The organism is Chroococcidiopsis sp. CCNUC1 (assembly GCF_023546805.1).
Classification (GTDB): domain Bacteria; phylum Cyanobacteriota; class Cyanobacteriia; order Cyanobacteriales; family Chroococcidiopsidaceae; genus Chroococcidiopsis; species Chroococcidiopsis thermalis.
Genome location: NZ_CP097480.1, coordinates 277,750 through 294,950, shown reverse-complemented (window position 1 = coordinate 294,950; position 17,201 = coordinate 277,750). Strand labels below are relative to the sequence as shown.

Sequence of the window (17,201 nt, the reverse complement as noted above, 5' to 3'; positions counted from 1 at the left end):
AACCAATAACACCAAGATTCTAGATCGGCAACAACGCTCTTTGACAAGAAGGACAAACAGCATGAATTGTTAGTTGGCAATCGAGCAAATGATACCCTTCCTTTTCAGCTGTTTTTGAGCCAATTTTTAAGATGGAATCGTTTTTAAACTCGATTGTTTTATTGCACCTAACACAAATTAAATGGTGGTGGTGGTGAGGGTAAGGCTGATTGATCTCGTAATGTTTATGTCCCTCTCCTAACTCCAGCTCACGCAGAATTCCCATCCGCGCCATTAACTTTAGAGTGCGATAAATCGTTGACAGACTGATTCCTGCTGTTTGAGTTTCTAATTGTTGGTAAAGCTCTTCCGCACTTAGATGTTTTCCTCTAGGCAGTTCTTGAAAAACCTGTAGGATCGTTTCGCGCTGCGGTGTGAGTCGCCAACCCCGCTCGTTGAGTTCTGCCTTAAGTGAGGTAGCTGAGTATGCAGTCATAACCACCTTTTTAAGCAAGCTTAATAATTGATAAGTATAGTCAATTATTGGTTGAAGTGTCAACAAGCTATAACTATTGAGAATGATTTTTAAGAAAAGAGAGTCGTAGTTTACAGATAATAAAAATCTTCTGGCTAAAAAATAGGCAGAAGAGGTGAAGAACGAAGAATGAAAGTGAATCTAACTAGGTTGTAAAAAACACGGTCACGATCCTTCACCCGATCGATGTTGTTAGCTCAAATTGTTAGCTCAAGGACTCTAAGTAATCCCGCACGCGATTGCGTCGTTTGGGTTGTCGTAGCTTTTGTAGTGCTTTAGATTCAATTTGACGCACTCTTTCCCGTGATAAGTCTAAAGCGCGTCCAATTTCGGCTAGAGAGTAACAGTGTCCGTCTCCCAGACCAAAGCGCATCAAAATAACATCCCGTTCGCGATCGGTTAAATCTGCTAAAAGTTGCTGTAAATCTCGATGGAGAGCTTCACGCATGAGCAACTCTTCAGGGGAAATACTGTCGTTTTCGAGTAAATCTCCTAACTCAGTATCTTTTTCCTTCCCAACTTTTGTTTCCAAAGATACGGAACGAGGAACTCTCAGTAGCACTTCCCGTACTTGAGGCGCAGTCATCTCCAATTCGAGCGCAATATCTTCGATTGTAGGGGTACGACCTTTTTCTTGCGCCAGTTTTCGCTGAGCTTTCTTAATTTTATTCAGTTTTTCTGTAATGTGAACTGGAAGACGGATGGTACGGCTTTGGGTGGCGATCGCGCGGGTAATACCTTGACGAATCCACCAATAAGCGTAGGTGCTGAAGCGATAACCTTTGGTAGGATCGAACTTTTCTACCGCTCTTTCTAACCCCAGAGTACCTTCTTGAACCAGATCTAGCAGTTCCAAACCGCGATTTTGATACTTTTTCGCAACTGAAACAACTAGGCGTAAATTCGCCTTGATCATGTGTTCTTTGGCATGAATCCCGTCGTTTTGAATTTGCTCTAATTCTTCGACGGTAATTTTGGCAATTTCAGCCCAACGGCGCTTCCCAACTGCCAAAGCGGGTTTGAGTTCCATCACGGATATACCAGCGCTAGCAGCCCATCGTTCTAAAGAGGGGCGGTGTCCTAGCTCGGAGGTCAGGCGCTCTTGGGCTTCAATTAGGGTGATGTATGTTTTGATAATCGAGTCGTCCTTTGCTGCATGACTGACGCACAGCGCCCGCATTCGCAAATAACGCTGCACTTTTTGAGCTTCGGAAACTTCTTCATCTCTTTCTAGCAGGTGGACGCGACCGATCTCTTGCAGGTATAAACGAACTAGGTCTGTAGTCCGACGGGTAACACCAGGTTGTAGGCTCTCCCGCTCGTTAGAGTCAATATCCAAAGTCAGCAGGTCATCTACGCCCAGATCGGTATCATCTTCTGGATAATCTGACCGAAAGCGCTGGGGTGCTGATTGGGGTTCGTAGGCTGCGTCCGCGTAAAAAGATAGTGCTTGCATAGGGGTTATCTCAACTGCTCCAGGTGACAATAGACTTCACTCGGTTGCTTCTTGTTGCTGATGCTATTGTTCCCAGCGATCTTGGCGAACTAACATCTTGCTGCTAGATTTACGAGGAAACTTGACGATCGCGCCCACTAACTTCAGGAATAACTCCAAATTTTCTAGTGAATTCAAGTACGAACTGATACTGCTACGGATGTTAGGATTGCGGATACTTAAAGCAGCAATTTGGTTTCAATATCTTGTTGAAAGGCTGAAAAGTATCGGAAAATAAGCGTTTCAAGAATAAACGCGATTTAAGATAAATGTGTGAGATCGCACCCCAGTGTAAACTACAATTTTTGCCTGAGAAATTTCGGAGAATCAGCCGCGATCGCGTAAAGTTTTATGAAATTTGTGTGGATTTACGTAGGAGCGATTCGGTCGAACCATCGCCTCTACAATAATTCCGATTTGAGGTCGCGCAGCATCAGTGCTTCCAGCGCTTGCTTGGGTGTAATTTCCGCTTGCAGGAGACGATAAACTTCAGCCGTAATCGGCATATAGATGTCTTGCTGGCGAGCGCGTTGCATGAGTACCTGAGTCGTATTCACGCCTTCAGCTGTTCCTTCTAGGTGAGCGAGAATTGCGGACAGGGTTTTACCTTGGGCGAGTTGATATCCAACTTGATAATTACGACTGAGGGGACTGTTACAAGTTGCCAGCAGATCGCCCAAACCAGATAGACCGTAAAAAGTTTCTGTTTTTGCTCCCCAGCTGTTGCCGATGCGGATAATTTCCGTCAGTCCACGGGTAACGAGTGCAGCTTTAGCATTTGTACCCAACTGCAAACCATCGCAAACACCCGCCGCGATCGCCATCACATTTTTCAGCGTTCCCCCCAACTCTACGCCCAAAGGGTCGGAATTGGTATAAACGCGGAACTGCGGTGAAGAAAATACTGCTTGCACTGCTACTGCGGCGTTGTCGTCAGTACTACCAGCAACAGTTGCAGCGGGTAATCCTTGTTGAATTTCCTTGGCTAAATTAGGACCGCACAGTACAACTACCGAGCGATCGGGAAAAGCCGCCTGCCAAATCTGGGCTGGGGTGAGAGTTGTGACCGGATCGAGTCCTTTGGTTGCCGTGACAAAAATTGTTGTCGGCAAGAGTGGTAAAGTCTGAATTTCTCGAACGACTGTTGCTACACCCTGCATTGAGACAGCAGAAACAACTACATCCGCACGTTCGATCTCGCTAGGCGAAATTGCCCCATCGCGCCGCGATCGCACTTGCACGCGATGACCATTAGCTGCTGCGAGAGATGCTAACGTCGTTCCCCAAGCCCCAGCACCTAGAACCACCACCGATCTTGGATTTTGAGTTGAGTGTTGGCGATCGCTAGCGAGAGACTGGGATTTTGGATGAATCACAAATCTAAAATCTCAATTATGACTCAATTTTTAGAGCGGATTTTACCTGAGAGCCTCGCTCTCTAGTCTAGGTTAACTCGATCGATCCGCCCCAGTCTATTGAGGGTAACGAAAGAAAACTGGTAGAGCGACACAATGTCAGTGTCAGTAGCATAGAGACACCATACTCGGTCGAACTCCACAATGGGACGTTCCATGTCGAAAGTTTGGGAGTTGAGTCAGGAGCAACCGCGATCGGCTGGCTATTTTCGCTGAAGTCGCAATAAGTTTTGTATTAAGAATTTTAAACTACCAAGATAAACTTTAAAATTTATTAATGAAGCCCCCGAACTCGATCGAGATTTTGAAGCGTTATTAGACTACCTCAAACGCAACCAGAGTTGTGACTTTACAGGCTACAAACGCCCTACCTTAATGCGGCGTTTCTCTTGCCGAATGCAGCAGCTCCACATTGAGCGCTATCAGGACTATTTACAGTATTTGCAAAGCCATTCTCAAGAGTGGATTGAGCTTTTAGACTCCATACTGATTAACGTTTCTAGTTTCTTTCGCGATCGCGAAGCTTGGGATTATCTAGCCAGCAATATCGTGCCTCAAATTATTGCTAGCAAACAGCCTGACGAACCGATTCGCGTTTGGAGTGCGGGCTGTGCTTCTGGGCAGGAAGTTTACAGTTTACTCATTTTGTTTGCAGAAGCTTTGGGAATTGAGTCGTGTTTGCAGCGAGTTCAACTCTATGCTACCGATGTGGATAAAGTTGCCCTTCAACAAGCCCGACAAGGGGTCTATCGCGCGAATGAAGTGAAAGGACTTGCTCCAGATTTACTCAAGAAATACTTTGAGCCAACCGAGCAAGGCTATGCGTTCGATCGCAGACTTCGCCGTAGGGTCATCTGTGGTTGTAATAACCTAGCTGAAGATGCACCGATGTCCAAAATCGATTTGCTGGCGTGCCGTAATACCCTAATGTATTTCAATCCAGATATCCAAGCAAGAATTCTGGTTCGCTTTCATTTTGCGCTGAAAAACAACGGCTTTCTCTTTCTAGGTAAGCATGAAACACTGACCGCTCAAAGACCGATTTTCATGCTAGACAATATCAAGCATCGAATTTATATCAAAGGACTACATTTGGAGTTAGGCGATCGCCTCTCAATCACTCCTAAATTTCGCCTAAAGGAAGCTAGCGATTCACTAGTCTCCCAACTATGCTTTTGGCAAGCTGCATTTGAGACAAGTCCTTTTGCTCAGCTATCGGTCGATCTGAATAATCGTTTAGTTGCTGCTAACGAACAGGCAAACTTTTTATTTAGATTAACGCTCTCCGATTGGAGCCTTCCGTTTTCAGAACTTTTACCCGGAAAGTTAGTGAGTTCCCATGTTGCGATCGGCAAATTTTACTGCGATCGTCGTCCAGTCAATTTGAAAAATATTAAGTGGATAACTTCAGAAGGAACAAAGTATCTCGATATTTTTATCGCACCTGTTTTCAGCACAAATAATGATTTGCTGGGAGTTAACTTGACGTTCATCGATGTCAGCGATCGCCAACAAATCATAGAAAAACTAGAATACAAATATTCGGAATTAGCCAGAGTTTCGGAAACATGTCAGGAAACAAAAACGGCACTTGATACAACTCGCATTGAGCTGGAAGAGACTCACAAAGAATTAGAAGCCTTACATCAAGAAATACAATTTATCGAAAGAGATATGCAATTTAGAAATTGATGGCAATTGCGATCGCTCTGCCTGACTTCATATCTTAAATTACGGGACTGGTACGTCTCGAACGCGCGACATAGCGCTTTAGGAGGCACTATTTATATAAGAAATTCACAGGCATTCTAGCCTAGAAAAACTTACATCTGGTGGCTGCGCCGTACTTCTGTAATCTGATCTGCCACATCGAGTACGGGTTGAGGCATATTCGAGCCAGTCAAAATCACATCGACGTGCTTGGGGCGATTTTGAATAAAATCTAAGACTTCTGCCAGAGGGATTAAGCCAAATTCGACAGCCACGCTTAATTCATCTAATACTACCAATGAGTACTGCCCTTGGGAAACAACTTGGCGCGTATGCTGCCACAGTTCTTGTAAAGAACGGTTTTCGGATTCGTCTAATTGTGGCGTGTCAATGCAACGGGGAAGATTGCAGCGAATCCAATCCAAGTTTTGCCCCAACTTAACTGGATGACAATGACCCTGATTTATCCCACCTTTAAGAAATTGGACGATGAGCGCTGGAGTCCCTTGACCGGAAACCCTTAAAGCCTGTGCCATCACGCTTGTCAAAAAGGTACGACGAGAGCAAGTAAAGACTTGTACTAATCCTTCAACTGTGTATGGTGGTTGGCAAGGAGAATGAACGGTTGGGGTCTCTAGCTGAGCAATCATAAAGTCACTTTTATCCAGATGCTTGAGTTAAAGCTGAGTTCGGAGAAACTGCAATATGCGATATATAGTGTAGTCTTGCAGAATACTCCTTAGTGAAACACTACATCTATGTTTTAGTCAATAGGAAACTATCCTCTGGGTCGCAATATCGCTACTATAAGTCCCAGTTGGCGGAGATTCTGTTGCAGCATTTTGACTTTTGACTTCCCAGCATAGCGATCGCCCTCCACATGTTCCACGCCAAAAGTTTACAAAAAATTAAGCCTAGCGAAAGTGTTAACTGTATGCTCGACCCTGTATTCTGATTTAGGTCACTACAGCTAAGAACCATGACCTGGGAGCGTTTGGATAATCGGTTAGCAAATCAACTGCGTCCTATCAGTTTTACACGGGATTTTACTCGTTTTGCCACTGGCTCTGTTTTAGCTCAGTGCGGCGATACTCAGGTGTTGTGTAACGTATCGATTCAGCCTGGAGTCCCTAGATTTTTGGAAGGTTCGGGCAAGGGTTGGCTGACGGCTGAATACAGAATGCTTCCCACTGCTACCCACCAACGCCAAGAACGAGAAACCTACAGGCTGTCTGGACGGACGCAGGAGATTCAAAGGTTAATCGGACGCAGCTTGAGAGCCGGACTCGATTTAGAAGCATTGGGAGAGCGTACAGTCACCGTAGATGCTGACGTATTGCAGGCGGATGCAGGTACGAGAACCACAGCAATTACAGGCGGGTTTGTGGCGCTTGCCGATGCGATCGCCAAGCTTTTAGAACGGGGAGATCTGACGCGATCGCCCATCCGTCACCAAATCGCCGCCGTTTCTGTAGGTTTGCTTGAAGGTGTGCCATTTCTAGACCTCAACTACCAAGAAGATGTCGCTGCCGATATCGATTTCAACGTGGTCATGAACGACCAATTAGAAATTATCGAACTCCAGGGAACCGCCGAAGCAGGTAGTTTCAGCCGCACTCAATTGGATCGAATTATGGATTTGGCAGAACTTGGAATTAAAGATTTACTAGCAGCACAACGTCAAGCCTTGGGCGATTTCAATCTTTAGGTGCAAGCTATTGTTGATAGGTTAAAAACATAAGGGGGCGGGATAGAATATGGTTCGCAGTTGTGGTATTATCTACTTTATAATGGGAATATTTTTGATTTTTAAAAAAATGCTTAGATTTCCATTATGAAGTAAACCATCTAGGTAATTGATAATATAGTATCACGAGCGATCGCATTACTAATTACATATTTGTACAGGAATATTGTCATAGAAATCCTAGAGTAGGGTGAGCAACGCCCACCTTACTAAATGATTATTTCACGCCGTCTAAATCGGTAGAAAGCGTCTTCAAGCTAGTCAAAACAGTATCTCGTGGAGGCTGTGCTTTGCTCAGTCCAGAATTCACATCTTGCACCCCTGCTTCTAGCCTTTGGTAAGTATCGGGAGATTTTTGTTTCACGCTACCACCAAACTCATACCAGGTTTGGCGAGCAGCACCAAAAGCAGTTTTTGCAGTTGCAAAATCCTGCGATTCTACAGCAGTAGTTGCCTTAGCCAGTTCATCTTTCATGGCTAATAAGTTGCTTTGAATAGCCGTAGCATTGCTATTTGCTGTCTCCGTGGTGCTAGTGTTAGTAGCAATTGCAGAAGTGCTATTAGTTACAAGACTATTGAATGCAGTTGAAAGTCCCTGCAATTCTGTCGTGAGTTTTGCCACATTTGGCGAACCCGATTTCAGATCTGTGGCAATAGTTGTAATTTTCTCGCCAATCGTTTTGGTAGCATCGGGGGAGACTGTCTTCAGAGTACTTTCTAATCCTTTCCAGCCATCTTGCAGCTTAGTAAATTCCGTTTGTGCTGCTGTAAAGTTACCAGCTTTTACAGCAGATAAAGTTTGCGCTGCGCCGTCAGTCAAAGGACTAATGGTTTCTTTAAGATTTCCCAAATTACCCAGCGCGCTAGTTGTTTTGCTAGCCACATCTTGTGCTTGCTGAGCCATGTTTTGAGCTTGATTGGCTTTGTCTTTAAGTTGTGAAGCTTGTTCCTGTACTCCGGTACAGGATGCGAGGAATAGCGAAGTAGCTAGAGTTAAACCTAAATTTGGGCAAATTTTCTTCATAATTCAAGATTTTGTCAGAATTTTCACTCTAGACGAGCATCTTACAAAATGAATTATGGTTTGCATATAGTTGATTGATTAGCTTGATTTATCAGTCATTTTTTCATTTCAAAATAAAAACTGCTTAGATTTAAAATGCCGCAAATTGCAGTACATGTATGACTATTTTGCTAGGATTTGAGCGTTCTAGCTAAGCAATCGATTGGAATTTCTTATAGAATGCTTTTAAGAGAAAGCTTATAAGAAAATCTTCAAGTTTTTTAGTTAAAATTTGCCCGAACTTTTGAATCTAAAAACTCGAATCAGAATCTCCCTTTATTTCCCTGGATGCGATCGCCTAGATGTAAAGATTTATACATTAGCTGTAAGCGATCGCTACAGGTTCGACTCGATAATAAGTCTTTCGTCTGATGGTGATGACTCAGCCGTAGCAAGATAAATTTAATCAAGCTGCTACTTCAATATAAACAGATGACGTAGACGGCTGAGGAATTTTGTAACCTTCTAACTTAAGTCCCTCTAAATGAAACTCTATTGCTTCGCGCATATTTTGCTCCAACTCTTCACGAGTTTCACCAGTGGAGACACACCCAGGTAAATCGGGTGAATATGCTGAATAACCAGTTGTTGTTTCCTCAATAATAATTAGATACCGCATTACTTTAAACCTGCCTGCTTTAAAATACTATCTAATGTTCCTGGTGCAAGATCGTCGCTCAGCTTTCCTGGAACAGTAACTAAGCCAGATTTTGTAGGGTGTTTGTATTGACGATGGCTACCTCTAGTTCGAGCTAAATACCAACCATTTTCCCCGATAAGTCTAATTACTTCTCTAACTTCCATTCGCTAAGCGTAGAAATGGATATGAGATCGAACAATAATTTCATATAAATATTTATCAGACTGGTTTTATCCTACAAGTTGGACATATCTAAAAAACGCTCTGCTCTCTTATATGAATTTATAACAACAACTGACAGAAATATACAGACTCCAGGCACTGCAAGTTGAAGCAGAGTATTTCAGCAATCGATTGGCAATTATCAAAATCAAAAGCAAACCTAATATCTCAGCTCCCAAAGTGAAAATCCTGTCCAACTCAAGAAAAAATCCAGCCAATTTTCTTCTAGATAAATTTTAAAAACTTGAAGATAGTGGTGAAAGGGAAATGTTTTTTATTAGCTAATAGTGTAGCAAGCATAGAACCAGCAGTTATCTAGTGTGGTTTTAAGGGTAACTTCCGAACAGTTTGTATCGTAAATTCCCAAGCTACAGAAACAATATTAACCTCGAATGTGAATAAGTTAAAATCACCCATTACTTTACTCCTCGAAATGAAGCAAAAGATATAAATACAATCTTAGTCAAAGACTTTCAAGGCAGCATTTTGAATACAACAGAATATAACTAAACATCAAGAATCATTGCGGGAATCAAGCGATCGCTTGCCACTTGAACATCCCAATTCATTGTCCCATCATAATTACAGCCATTCTTCCTCGCGTACAGTCATTCAACGCCCCGTGTTTAGTGCGATCGCAATGTTTGCGACAATCAACAAACAAACGGACTTTAATATTCAACGATTCGCATTTCACAGAGGGGAGTATCGTAGATATGAAATTGGCTTACTGGATGTATGCTGGTCCCGCACATATAGGAACCTTGCGTGTCGCTAGCTCGTTCAAAAACGTCCACGCAATTATGCACGCGCCTCTAGGCGATGACTACTTCAACGTCATGCGATCGATGTTGGAGCGAGAAAGAAATTTTACCCCAGTTACAGCTAGCATTGTAGACAGACATGTCCTTGCCCGTGGTTCTCAGGAGAAGGTAGTAGATAATATCACCCGTAAAGATGCGGAAGAACACCCAGACCTGATCGTATTAACGCCTACCTGTACCTCCAGCATTTTACAAGAAGACCTCCAAAACTTCGTCGAAAGAGCGTCGTTAGAAGCCAAGGCTGACGTATTACTAGCAGATGTCAACCACTACCGCGTCAACGAACTACAAGCAGCCGATCGCACTTTAGATCAAATCGTCCGCTACTATATCGAAAAGGCACGCAAAAAAGGCGAACTACCAACAGCCAAAACCGAGAAGCCTTCAGTCAATATCATCGGTGTGTCTACTCTAGGTTTCCACAACCAACACGACTGCACCGAGTTGAAGCGGTTAATGGCTGACTTGGGAATCAAGGTAAATGCTGTTATTCCCGAAGGTGCTTCCGTCCACGAATTGAAGAACTTACCCCGTGCGTGGTTTAACCTCGTCCCATATCGGGAACTCGGCTTGTTGACAGCAAATTACTTAGAGCAAGAATTTAGCATACCCTATGTCAATATTACTCCGATGGGCGTAGTCGAGACTGCTCGTTGCCTACGTAAAATCCAGCAGGTTATCAATGCTCAAGGTGCTAATGTTGACTACGAAGAGTATATTAACAACCAAACTCTCTACGTATCTCAAGCTGCTTGGTTCTCGCGTTCGATTGACTGCCAAAACTTGACGGGTAAAAAAGCTGTCGTATTTGGCGACAACACCCACGCCGCCGCCATAACTAAAATTCTCGCACGGGAAATGGGAATTCACGTTGTTTGGGCTGGAACTTACTGCAAATACGATGCTGACTGGTTCCGCGAACAGGTCAGCGAATATTGCGATGAGGTGATTATTACAGACGATCACGGCGCAATTGGAGACGCGATCGCCCGTGTCGAACCTTCTGCTATATTTGGGACTCAGATGGAACGCCACGTAGGTAAGCGGTTAGATATTCCTTGTGGTGTCATTGCTGCGCCAATCCACATTCAAAACTTCCCCATCGGCTATAAGCCTTTCGTCGGTTACGAAGGCACGAATCAAATTGCCGATTTGGTGTATAATTCGTTTACCTTGGGCATGGAAGACCACCTGTTAGAAATCTTTGGCGGACACGACACCAAGGAAGTTATTACCAAGGGAATATCGGCTGATTCGGATTTAGCTTGGACGAGAGAAGCTCAAGCAGAACTAAATAAAATTCCTGGCTTCGTGCGCGGAAAAGTCAAGCGGAATACCGAAAAATTTGCCCGCGATCGCAATTTTACCGAAATCACTGTCGAAGTGATGTACGCCGCTAAAGAATCTGTGGGTGCGTAAGATTAGTAGGGTGCGTTAATTAATGCACCCTACCAATCGTCCATCATACCCAATAGGATTGCAGGCACGGTAAACTGTTGAAACTAGGTCTTTTATGAAGCCTCGCTCAATCTAGGGTGCTATGCCTAATTTCCTATTAGAAGTCGGAACCGAAGAACTCCCCGCCAGTTTTGTCGATAGCGCAATCGCGCAATGGCGATCGCGTATTCCCCAAAGTCTTACCAATCATAATCTTACGGCAGAAGCAATCGAAGTTTACGGTACTCCCCGCCGCCTCGCCGTACTCATCAAAGGTCTACCATCGCAACAACCAGACCGAGACGAGGAAATTAAAGGACCACCCGCGCAAGCTGCATTTAGAGACGGGAAACCCACAAAAGCTGCTGAAGGCTTTGCCAAAAAGCAAGGGGTAGAATTAGATGCTTTAGAAATTCGTCCTACGGATAAAGGCGAGTTTGTGTTTGTCCGCGTCTCTTATCCAGGTCGTCCTGTCGCAGAAATCTTGTCTCAACTCGTCCCTGAGTGGATTTTCGGCTTAGAAGGGAAGCGGTTTATGCGTTGGGGAGACGGCGATTTAAAGTTTTCCCGTCCGATTGTGTGGTTGGTCGCTTTATTAGATACAGAAGTCTTACCAATTCAAATTGAAAATAGTTCCGAAATAATTAAAAGCGATCGCATTTCGTGGGGACACCGCGTTTTACATCCAGAATCAATATCCATTCCCCAAGCCACTGATTATGTCTCTTGCTTGCGTTCTGCTTTTGTCGATGTCGAGGTCGAACAGCGCAAAGCAAAAATTGAAGCACAAGTCAATGCGATCGCGCAACAATTAAATGGTAGCGTTACGATCTATCCCGAATTATTAGCAGAAGTGACGAATTTAGTTGAATGGTCTACTGCTGTAGTCGGAAAATTCGACTCAGAATTTTTGAACTTACCTCCAGAAGTGATTACTACGGTAATGGTAAGCCACCAACGATATTTTCCCATATTTCAGGTAGGGGCGCACAGCCGTGCGTCTCTACTACCGAATTTTATTACTATTTCTAATGGAGATCCTGCTAAATCGGATATTATTGCCGCAGGTAACGAACGAGTGATTCGCGCCAGGTTAGCTGACGGACAATTTTTCTACAAAACCGATTTGGCAAAACCTTTAGAAAGCTATTTACTGCAACTGGAAAAAGTTACATTTCAAGAAGATTTAGGCTCAGTTGGCGACAAAGTTGGACGCATTATTAGTATCGCGCAGCAAATTAACGAACAGTTGCAAGTAAGCCAACAAGAACGCCACCAAATCGAACGCGCTGCTAGCTTGTGTAAAGCAGATTTAGTCACCCAAATGGTGTTTGAGTTCCCAGAATTGCAAGGCGTAATGGGACAAAAATATGCTATAGAAAGTGGTGAACCGGAAACCGTAGCTACAGCTATCTTTGAACATTATCTACCACGTAATGCAGGCGATCGCCTACCTGAAACTTTAGCAGGTCAAGTTGTCGGAGTTGCCGATCGCCTCGATACCATAGTCAGCATTTTCGGCTTAGGAATGCTACCTACAGGTTCCTCCGATCCTTTTGCTCTGCGCCGTGCGGCAAATGCGATCGTTTCTATTACATGGGCGGCTAATTTACCAATTAATCTTTACCAATTATTAGAGCAAACGGCAAGAGATTTTATTAAAACTTATGCCAAAACTAGTATGGAGACGTTAAACGCATCTCTACAGGAATTTTTCATTCAAAGAATTCGCACGCTATTACAAGAAGAACGAAGTATCGACTACGATTTAGTCAATGCCGTACTGGGAGAAAGCGACGCTGAATACAGATTACGGGCATTACAAGACTTATTAGATGTACGCGATCGCGCTCTTTTCTTACAATCTATTCGTAATAACGGCACTCTAGATAAAATCTACGAAACCGTCAACCGTTCCACCCGTCTCGCGGCTCAAGGAGATTTAGATTTCACGCAGTTGCAGCCAGAAAACTTAGTCAAGCCAAAACTTTTTCAAAAATCTTCCGAGCAAGCTTTCTACGATGCTTTATTGCAACTCGTTCCCCAAACTCAAGCCGCTAGAGAATCGCGGAACTATCAACAATTAGTAGATGCTTTGATTCAAATTGCTCCTACTGTTAGCAATTTCTTCGATGGAGAACAAAGCGTTTTAGTTATGGATGCCGATCCAGAAATTAGGCGCAATCGCTTGAATCTACTCGGTTTACTTCGCAATCATGCTCGCGTGTTGGCAAATTTTGGCGAAATTGTAAAGAACTAAAACATTAGGCGATCGCTCGATTAAGTTAGTAGCGATCGCAAATTTACAAGATTTTACTAGGCTTTGTACGGATGCAGAGCCTAAATTTTTTTATTTTAAAAAATTCCAAGATTGTATTCTTACAATTTTAAAATTTCAAGATAGCTATAACTATATTTCCAGTGAGATTGCTCAATAATATGCTCTGCATCCCTCGATTTAACAGTATTTTCACTAGTAGTATTTTTACGATAAAAGTTATATAAAACAAGGCTATCGGGGAAATCTCGGCTAGTAGGTAGATCAGTAAAATTCCTCTTGAATCCACATCTGAGTAAGCCTACTTTAGTTGTAGATTGGTCATGTAAAGCTCTTGTAAAGCATTCTGCTTTTTTCAGAAACTTCATTACCAAGTCCAAGTGTAATGACTTAAATTCTTTCCATTTCACTACACTGCTCTATTGCATAACCATACTGAAATAGTTCTTTCTTTAACTACTGGAAAAGCTATTTGCATAAAGCGCTGCTTCACTTTCCTTAGCCAGCTAACCCTTCCCTCTAGCTTGCCAATCTTGCAGCGCGATCGCCAGCAATAAAGCAGCTTTCTGCACGATTGACTTCTCGTCTACTCAAACCGCATTGAGTAGCAGATGAAGTGCGATCGTCAACTCGTGCTGCATTAATTCCATTTAGAGGTAAACAATGAAATTCTACCAGAAACTACAAAACATAGCTCCAAAAAAGTTATCAGAACGACAAGCTAAATCGTCTAAGTCAATTGTTTCAGTATTAATTGCTTCAGCTCTCCTCTACACGTTGCCAGCAGCAGCCTTGACAAGTTTTCTGGGCATGAATAACGGCACTGGCTACAACATGGACTCAGGATACGTCGATCGCTCCATCCAACACACCAAAAACCTGGGATTAGAAGTCGTCCGTATGGGTATGGATAGCGTTTGGGGTAATACGGAGGGTGCAGGGTTTCATTGGTCGGGCAGAGATATGGTTGTCGATAAATATCGCAATGCTGGACTCAAAATTCACGCCGTGTTATCAGCACGGATGCACGTCAATCGAGACGGTAACTACGAGAAATGGAAAGCAAACTTCCGCTATTTTACTCGTAACGTCATGATGCGCTACAAAGGCAAAATCTTTTACTACATCATCGATAACGAACCCGATCTCGACTATGGCAACGGTAAAATGTCAGCTCAAGAATGCGTTGACATGACTCGGATTGCCTACGAAACAGCCAAATCCATCGATCCTAATATTAAAATTGAGTCGCCACCCGTGATGGGAATTGAATCCGGTCTGCTCAATGAGATGTTAGATCGCGGCATCGATAAGGTCAGCGACTATATCGGCTTGCACGCCTATGGCGGACAGATTTCCGAGAATCGTCTCGGTCATCCTTGGAGAGTCATGGAAGCACGCGGCATCAGAAAGCCCCTTGCTATTAGCGAATCGGGATCGATTAACGAGTATTGCAACGGTTCCCAATTTGAAACCGAAGACTGTCGCCGCCGCTGGTTCCTCATGTTCGGGCTACAACTAAAAAGATTTGGTTACGACCACGCCATCCTATTCGATCTCGACGGTCACGATAGCTGGGCTGTTGCGCCAGACTTTAACCCCACGAAAGCTTATTACCAAATTAAAGATTTACGTCTAAATAAGACTTTCTCGAATGGCGGTTTTGAGTCAGCGAATAACGTTGAAAATGAGTGGACTCCTGCCGATAACAACGACGAGTGGATTTATAAAGGGACTTCACCTCATATCAACTTCGTCCAGAATGATAGCAATCAAGGAGGGCGTAACGGCAGTAAAGGCTATGTCAAGTTAGAGAGCGGTCGGGCTGGATCTGGCACGCCAATTAGAATCCGGCGAATTTTAGGCGATATGCCAAAAAACAAGAGGGTAGCAATTGGTGCTTGGGTCTATGTCAGTGGCGGAGCCTCAGCAACGCTAAAAGCTTTGGGGTATGACTTTAGAAATGGTGATGCCGAGATCTCGAAGACTTCAACTCAGAAAAACGGTTGGGAGTATTTAGAAATTACCGTTCCTATCTCCAGATATTGGGCAGTAGTCGAACTGGGAACGACGGGAACTGGCAGAGCAGGCGACTCTGTGAAGTGGGATGACGTGAGCGTCCGCGTACTCTAAGTGCGGACGTGCCATAGCTTAACTTAGATTTTCTCAGCTTACCCGTGGAAAAGGCGATCGCCTTTTCACGGGTAAGTTATTATTTATGATGTTATCGTGACAGCAAAAAACTCTCAAATCGATTGCATAATAGCTCGACACTAATTGAAATGTTGAAGAGATCTAAAAAAAATTCGACTAAGTTTAAACAACCTGCTCGTCGTCGCTTGGGATTTAAGCTTTTATTGAGTGTCATTGCTGGGTTGATTATTTTTAGTTTAATTTCTATTTATCTCATTCCAAATTTATTCTCTGTCACATCTAATAAACCTCCAGCGCGATCGCCCAGCGCTAGTGTCAGAGCTACTCCCAGCGGTCCATATCTGGGAATTAATAACGGTACTGGCTATAACACCGATCCAGCATATGTGGCGCGATCGATCAAACATACGAAGGATCTAGGCTTAGGCTTAGTTCGTATGGGGATGGATGGTGTTGGTGGTAAGACGGAAGGCTCATCCTTTGATTGGTTTGCTAGAGATATCGCCGTGCAGAAGTATCTCGATGCAGGGCTGAAAATTCATACAGTTGTATCTCCTCGATTGGGAGTCGATCGAGATAGCAACTACGAGCAATGGCAAGCGAACTTCAATTATTTCGTTCGCAATGTCATGGCACATTACAAAGGTAAAATTTTCTATTATATTATTGACAACGAACCAGAATTAGACTACGGCAATGGCAAGATGTCAGCTCAAGAGTGCGTAGACATGACTCAGATTGCCTTTAAAGCTGCTAGAGCCATTGACCCGAGAATTAAGATCGAATCACCCCCAATTTCAGGAATTGAATCCCATATCCTAGATGAAATGCTCGATCGCGGCATCGATAAGGTGAGCGATTACATCGGCTTACATGCCTATGGCGGACAAATCGCCGACAATCGTTTCGGGCATCCTTGGCGATCGCTAGAAGCACGCGGCATCAGAAAACCGCTTGCCATTAGCGAAGCCGGAGTCATTTCAAGCTGGTGTCCTGGTTCGGCGGCTGAGAAAGAAAACTGTCGTCGTCGGTGGTTTGCGATCTTCGGGCAACAGCTCAAAAGATTCGGTTATGACAACGCCATACTATTCGATCTTGACGGTCATGATGAGTGGGCGATCGCCCCAAATTTTAAGCCCACCACAACTTATCAGAAAATCAAAAGTATGCGTCTGAACCAACCACTCGCCAATAAAGGTTTTGAGTCTGCCAACAATCCTGAGACTGAGTGGGTACATTTTGGTGCTGGCGACATCGGCGATATGGGACCTTTACCTTACGTAACTTTCGTGCGTAACGATGCTCGTGGAGCGCACAAAGGTAAGGGTTACGTCAAATTGGATGGCACCGCAGCGGGTACGCCAGTCCGAGTCCGACGAATTGCCGGTCAGCTGCCACTAGGCAAAAAAGTGGCGATCGGTGCTTGGGCATATGTCAACGGCAATGCCAAGGCGACGCTCAAAATTCTCGGCTATGACGATCGCGACGGAGATGCAGAGATGTCAAAAACTGCCACCAAGAAAAATGGTTGGGAATATTTAGAAATCACCTTACCCATCTCCCGAGACTGGGCAGTCGTAGAGTTAGGAACCACGGGAACTGGAAAAAAAGGAGACTACGTGAAGTGGGATGATGTGACTCTCCGCACGTCCTAAGCTTGCGCATAAAACGCTCAAAAAATAGACAAATCGCAGCTACTATG

General features: G+C 44.0%; 14 protein-coding genes. 6 read left to right on the top strand and 8 right to left on the bottom strand.

Annotation, left to right across the window (positions count from 1 at the left end; all coding sequences use genetic code 11):
• Positions 1 to 19: 19 nt before the first annotated feature.
• From M5J74_RS01360 to M5J74_RS01350, 3 genes are all read right to left on the bottom strand, one after another.
• Positions 20 to 475, bottom strand: coding sequence for a Fur family transcriptional regulator (locus M5J74_RS01360; RefSeq protein WP_015152359.1), 456 nt, complete (start codon positions 473 to 475; stop codon positions 20 to 22).
• A 244-nt stretch (positions 476 to 719) separates the two neighbouring features.
• Positions 720 to 1,970, bottom strand: coding sequence for an RNA polymerase sigma factor SigC (gene sigC, locus M5J74_RS01355; RefSeq protein WP_015152358.1), 1,251 nt, complete (start codon positions 1,968 to 1,970; stop codon positions 720 to 722).
• A gap of 440 nt (positions 1,971 to 2,410) precedes the next feature.
• Positions 2,411 to 3,382 (bottom strand): NAD(P)H-dependent glycerol-3-phosphate dehydrogenase, encoded by a 972-nt coding sequence (locus tag M5J74_RS01350; RefSeq protein WP_051033319.1) that lies wholly within the window; start codon positions 3,380 to 3,382, stop codon positions 2,411 to 2,413.
• 315 nt (positions 3,383 to 3,697) lie between these two features.
• Here M5J74_RS01350 and M5J74_RS01345 point away from each other — a divergent pair, with 315 nt between their 5' ends.
• Positions 3,698 to 5,116, top strand: a complete 1,419-nt coding sequence (locus tag M5J74_RS01345) for a protein-glutamate O-methyltransferase CheR (RefSeq protein ID WP_250017192.1) — start codon at positions 3,698 to 3,700, stop codon at positions 5,114 to 5,116.
• Positions 5,117 to 5,247: 131 nt separating this feature from the next.
• Here the strand turns inward: M5J74_RS01345 and M5J74_RS01340 are convergent, their stop codons facing one another.
• Positions 5,248 to 5,784, bottom strand: coding sequence for a P-loop NTPase family protein (locus M5J74_RS01340; RefSeq protein WP_015152355.1), 537 nt, complete (start codon positions 5,782 to 5,784; stop codon positions 5,248 to 5,250).
• 329 nt (positions 5,785 to 6,113) lie between these two features.
• Between M5J74_RS01340 and rph the strand changes: the two genes are divergently transcribed.
• Complete coding sequence (rph, locus tag M5J74_RS01335; RefSeq protein ID WP_106167560.1) at positions 6,114 to 6,842, top strand: ribonuclease PH; 729 nt, start codon at positions 6,114 to 6,116, stop codon at positions 6,840 to 6,842.
• 256 nt (positions 6,843 to 7,098) lie between these two features.
• Here rph and M5J74_RS01330 read toward each other — a convergent pair whose 3' ends face one another.
• The 4 genes from M5J74_RS01330 to M5J74_RS01315 form a co-directional block, all read right to left on the bottom strand.
• On the bottom strand, positions 7,099 to 7,905 hold the full coding sequence (locus M5J74_RS01330) for a hypothetical protein (protein ID WP_250015037.1): 807 nt from the start codon (positions 7,903 to 7,905) through the stop codon (positions 7,099 to 7,101).
• A 302-nt stretch (positions 7,906 to 8,207) separates the two neighbouring features.
• The gene (locus M5J74_RS01325) at positions 8,208 to 8,354 is read right to left on the bottom strand and encodes a hypothetical protein (RefSeq protein WP_250015036.1); all 147 of its coding nucleotides are present in this window, start codon (positions 8,352 to 8,354) and stop codon (positions 8,208 to 8,210) included.
• Positions 8,351 to 8,563, bottom strand: coding sequence for a type II toxin-antitoxin system HicB family antitoxin (locus M5J74_RS01320; RefSeq protein WP_015152352.1), 213 nt, complete (start codon positions 8,561 to 8,563; stop codon positions 8,351 to 8,353). Before M5J74_RS01320 ends, M5J74_RS01325 begins: the two co-directional genes overlap by 4 nt.
• On the bottom strand, positions 8,563 to 8,748 hold the full coding sequence (locus tag M5J74_RS01315) for a type II toxin-antitoxin system HicA family toxin (protein WP_015152351.1): 186 nt from the start codon (positions 8,746 to 8,748) through the stop codon (positions 8,563 to 8,565). Before M5J74_RS01315 ends, M5J74_RS01320 begins: the two co-directional genes overlap by 1 nt.
• Before the next feature lie 774 nt (positions 8,749 to 9,522).
• Here M5J74_RS01315 and bchB point away from each other — a divergent pair.
• From bchB to M5J74_RS01295, 4 genes are all read left to right on the top strand, one after another.
• The gene (gene bchB, locus M5J74_RS01310) at positions 9,523 to 11,049 is read left to right on the top strand and encodes a ferredoxin:protochlorophyllide reductase (ATP-dependent) subunit B (protein ID WP_250015034.1); all 1,527 of its coding nucleotides are present in this window, start codon (positions 9,523 to 9,525) and stop codon (positions 11,047 to 11,049) included.
• A gap of 121 nt (positions 11,050 to 11,170) precedes the next feature.
• A complete protein-coding gene (gene glyS / locus M5J74_RS01305) occupies positions 11,171 to 13,327 on the top strand; it encodes a glycine--tRNA ligase subunit beta (protein WP_250015032.1) in 2,157 nt (718 codons plus the stop codon).
• Between the two features lie 681 nt (positions 13,328 to 14,008).
• The gene (locus M5J74_RS01300) at positions 14,009 to 15,478 is read left to right on the top strand and encodes a hypothetical protein (RefSeq protein WP_015152346.1); all 1,470 of its coding nucleotides are present in this window, start codon (positions 14,009 to 14,011) and stop codon (positions 15,476 to 15,478) included.
• Between the two features lie 149 nt (positions 15,479 to 15,627).
• The gene (locus tag M5J74_RS01295; RefSeq protein WP_015152345.1) at positions 15,628 to 17,154 is read left to right on the top strand and encodes a hypothetical protein; all 1,527 of its coding nucleotides are present in this window, start codon (positions 15,628 to 15,630) and stop codon (positions 17,152 to 17,154) included.
• Positions 17,155 to 17,201: the final 47 nt, after the last annotated feature.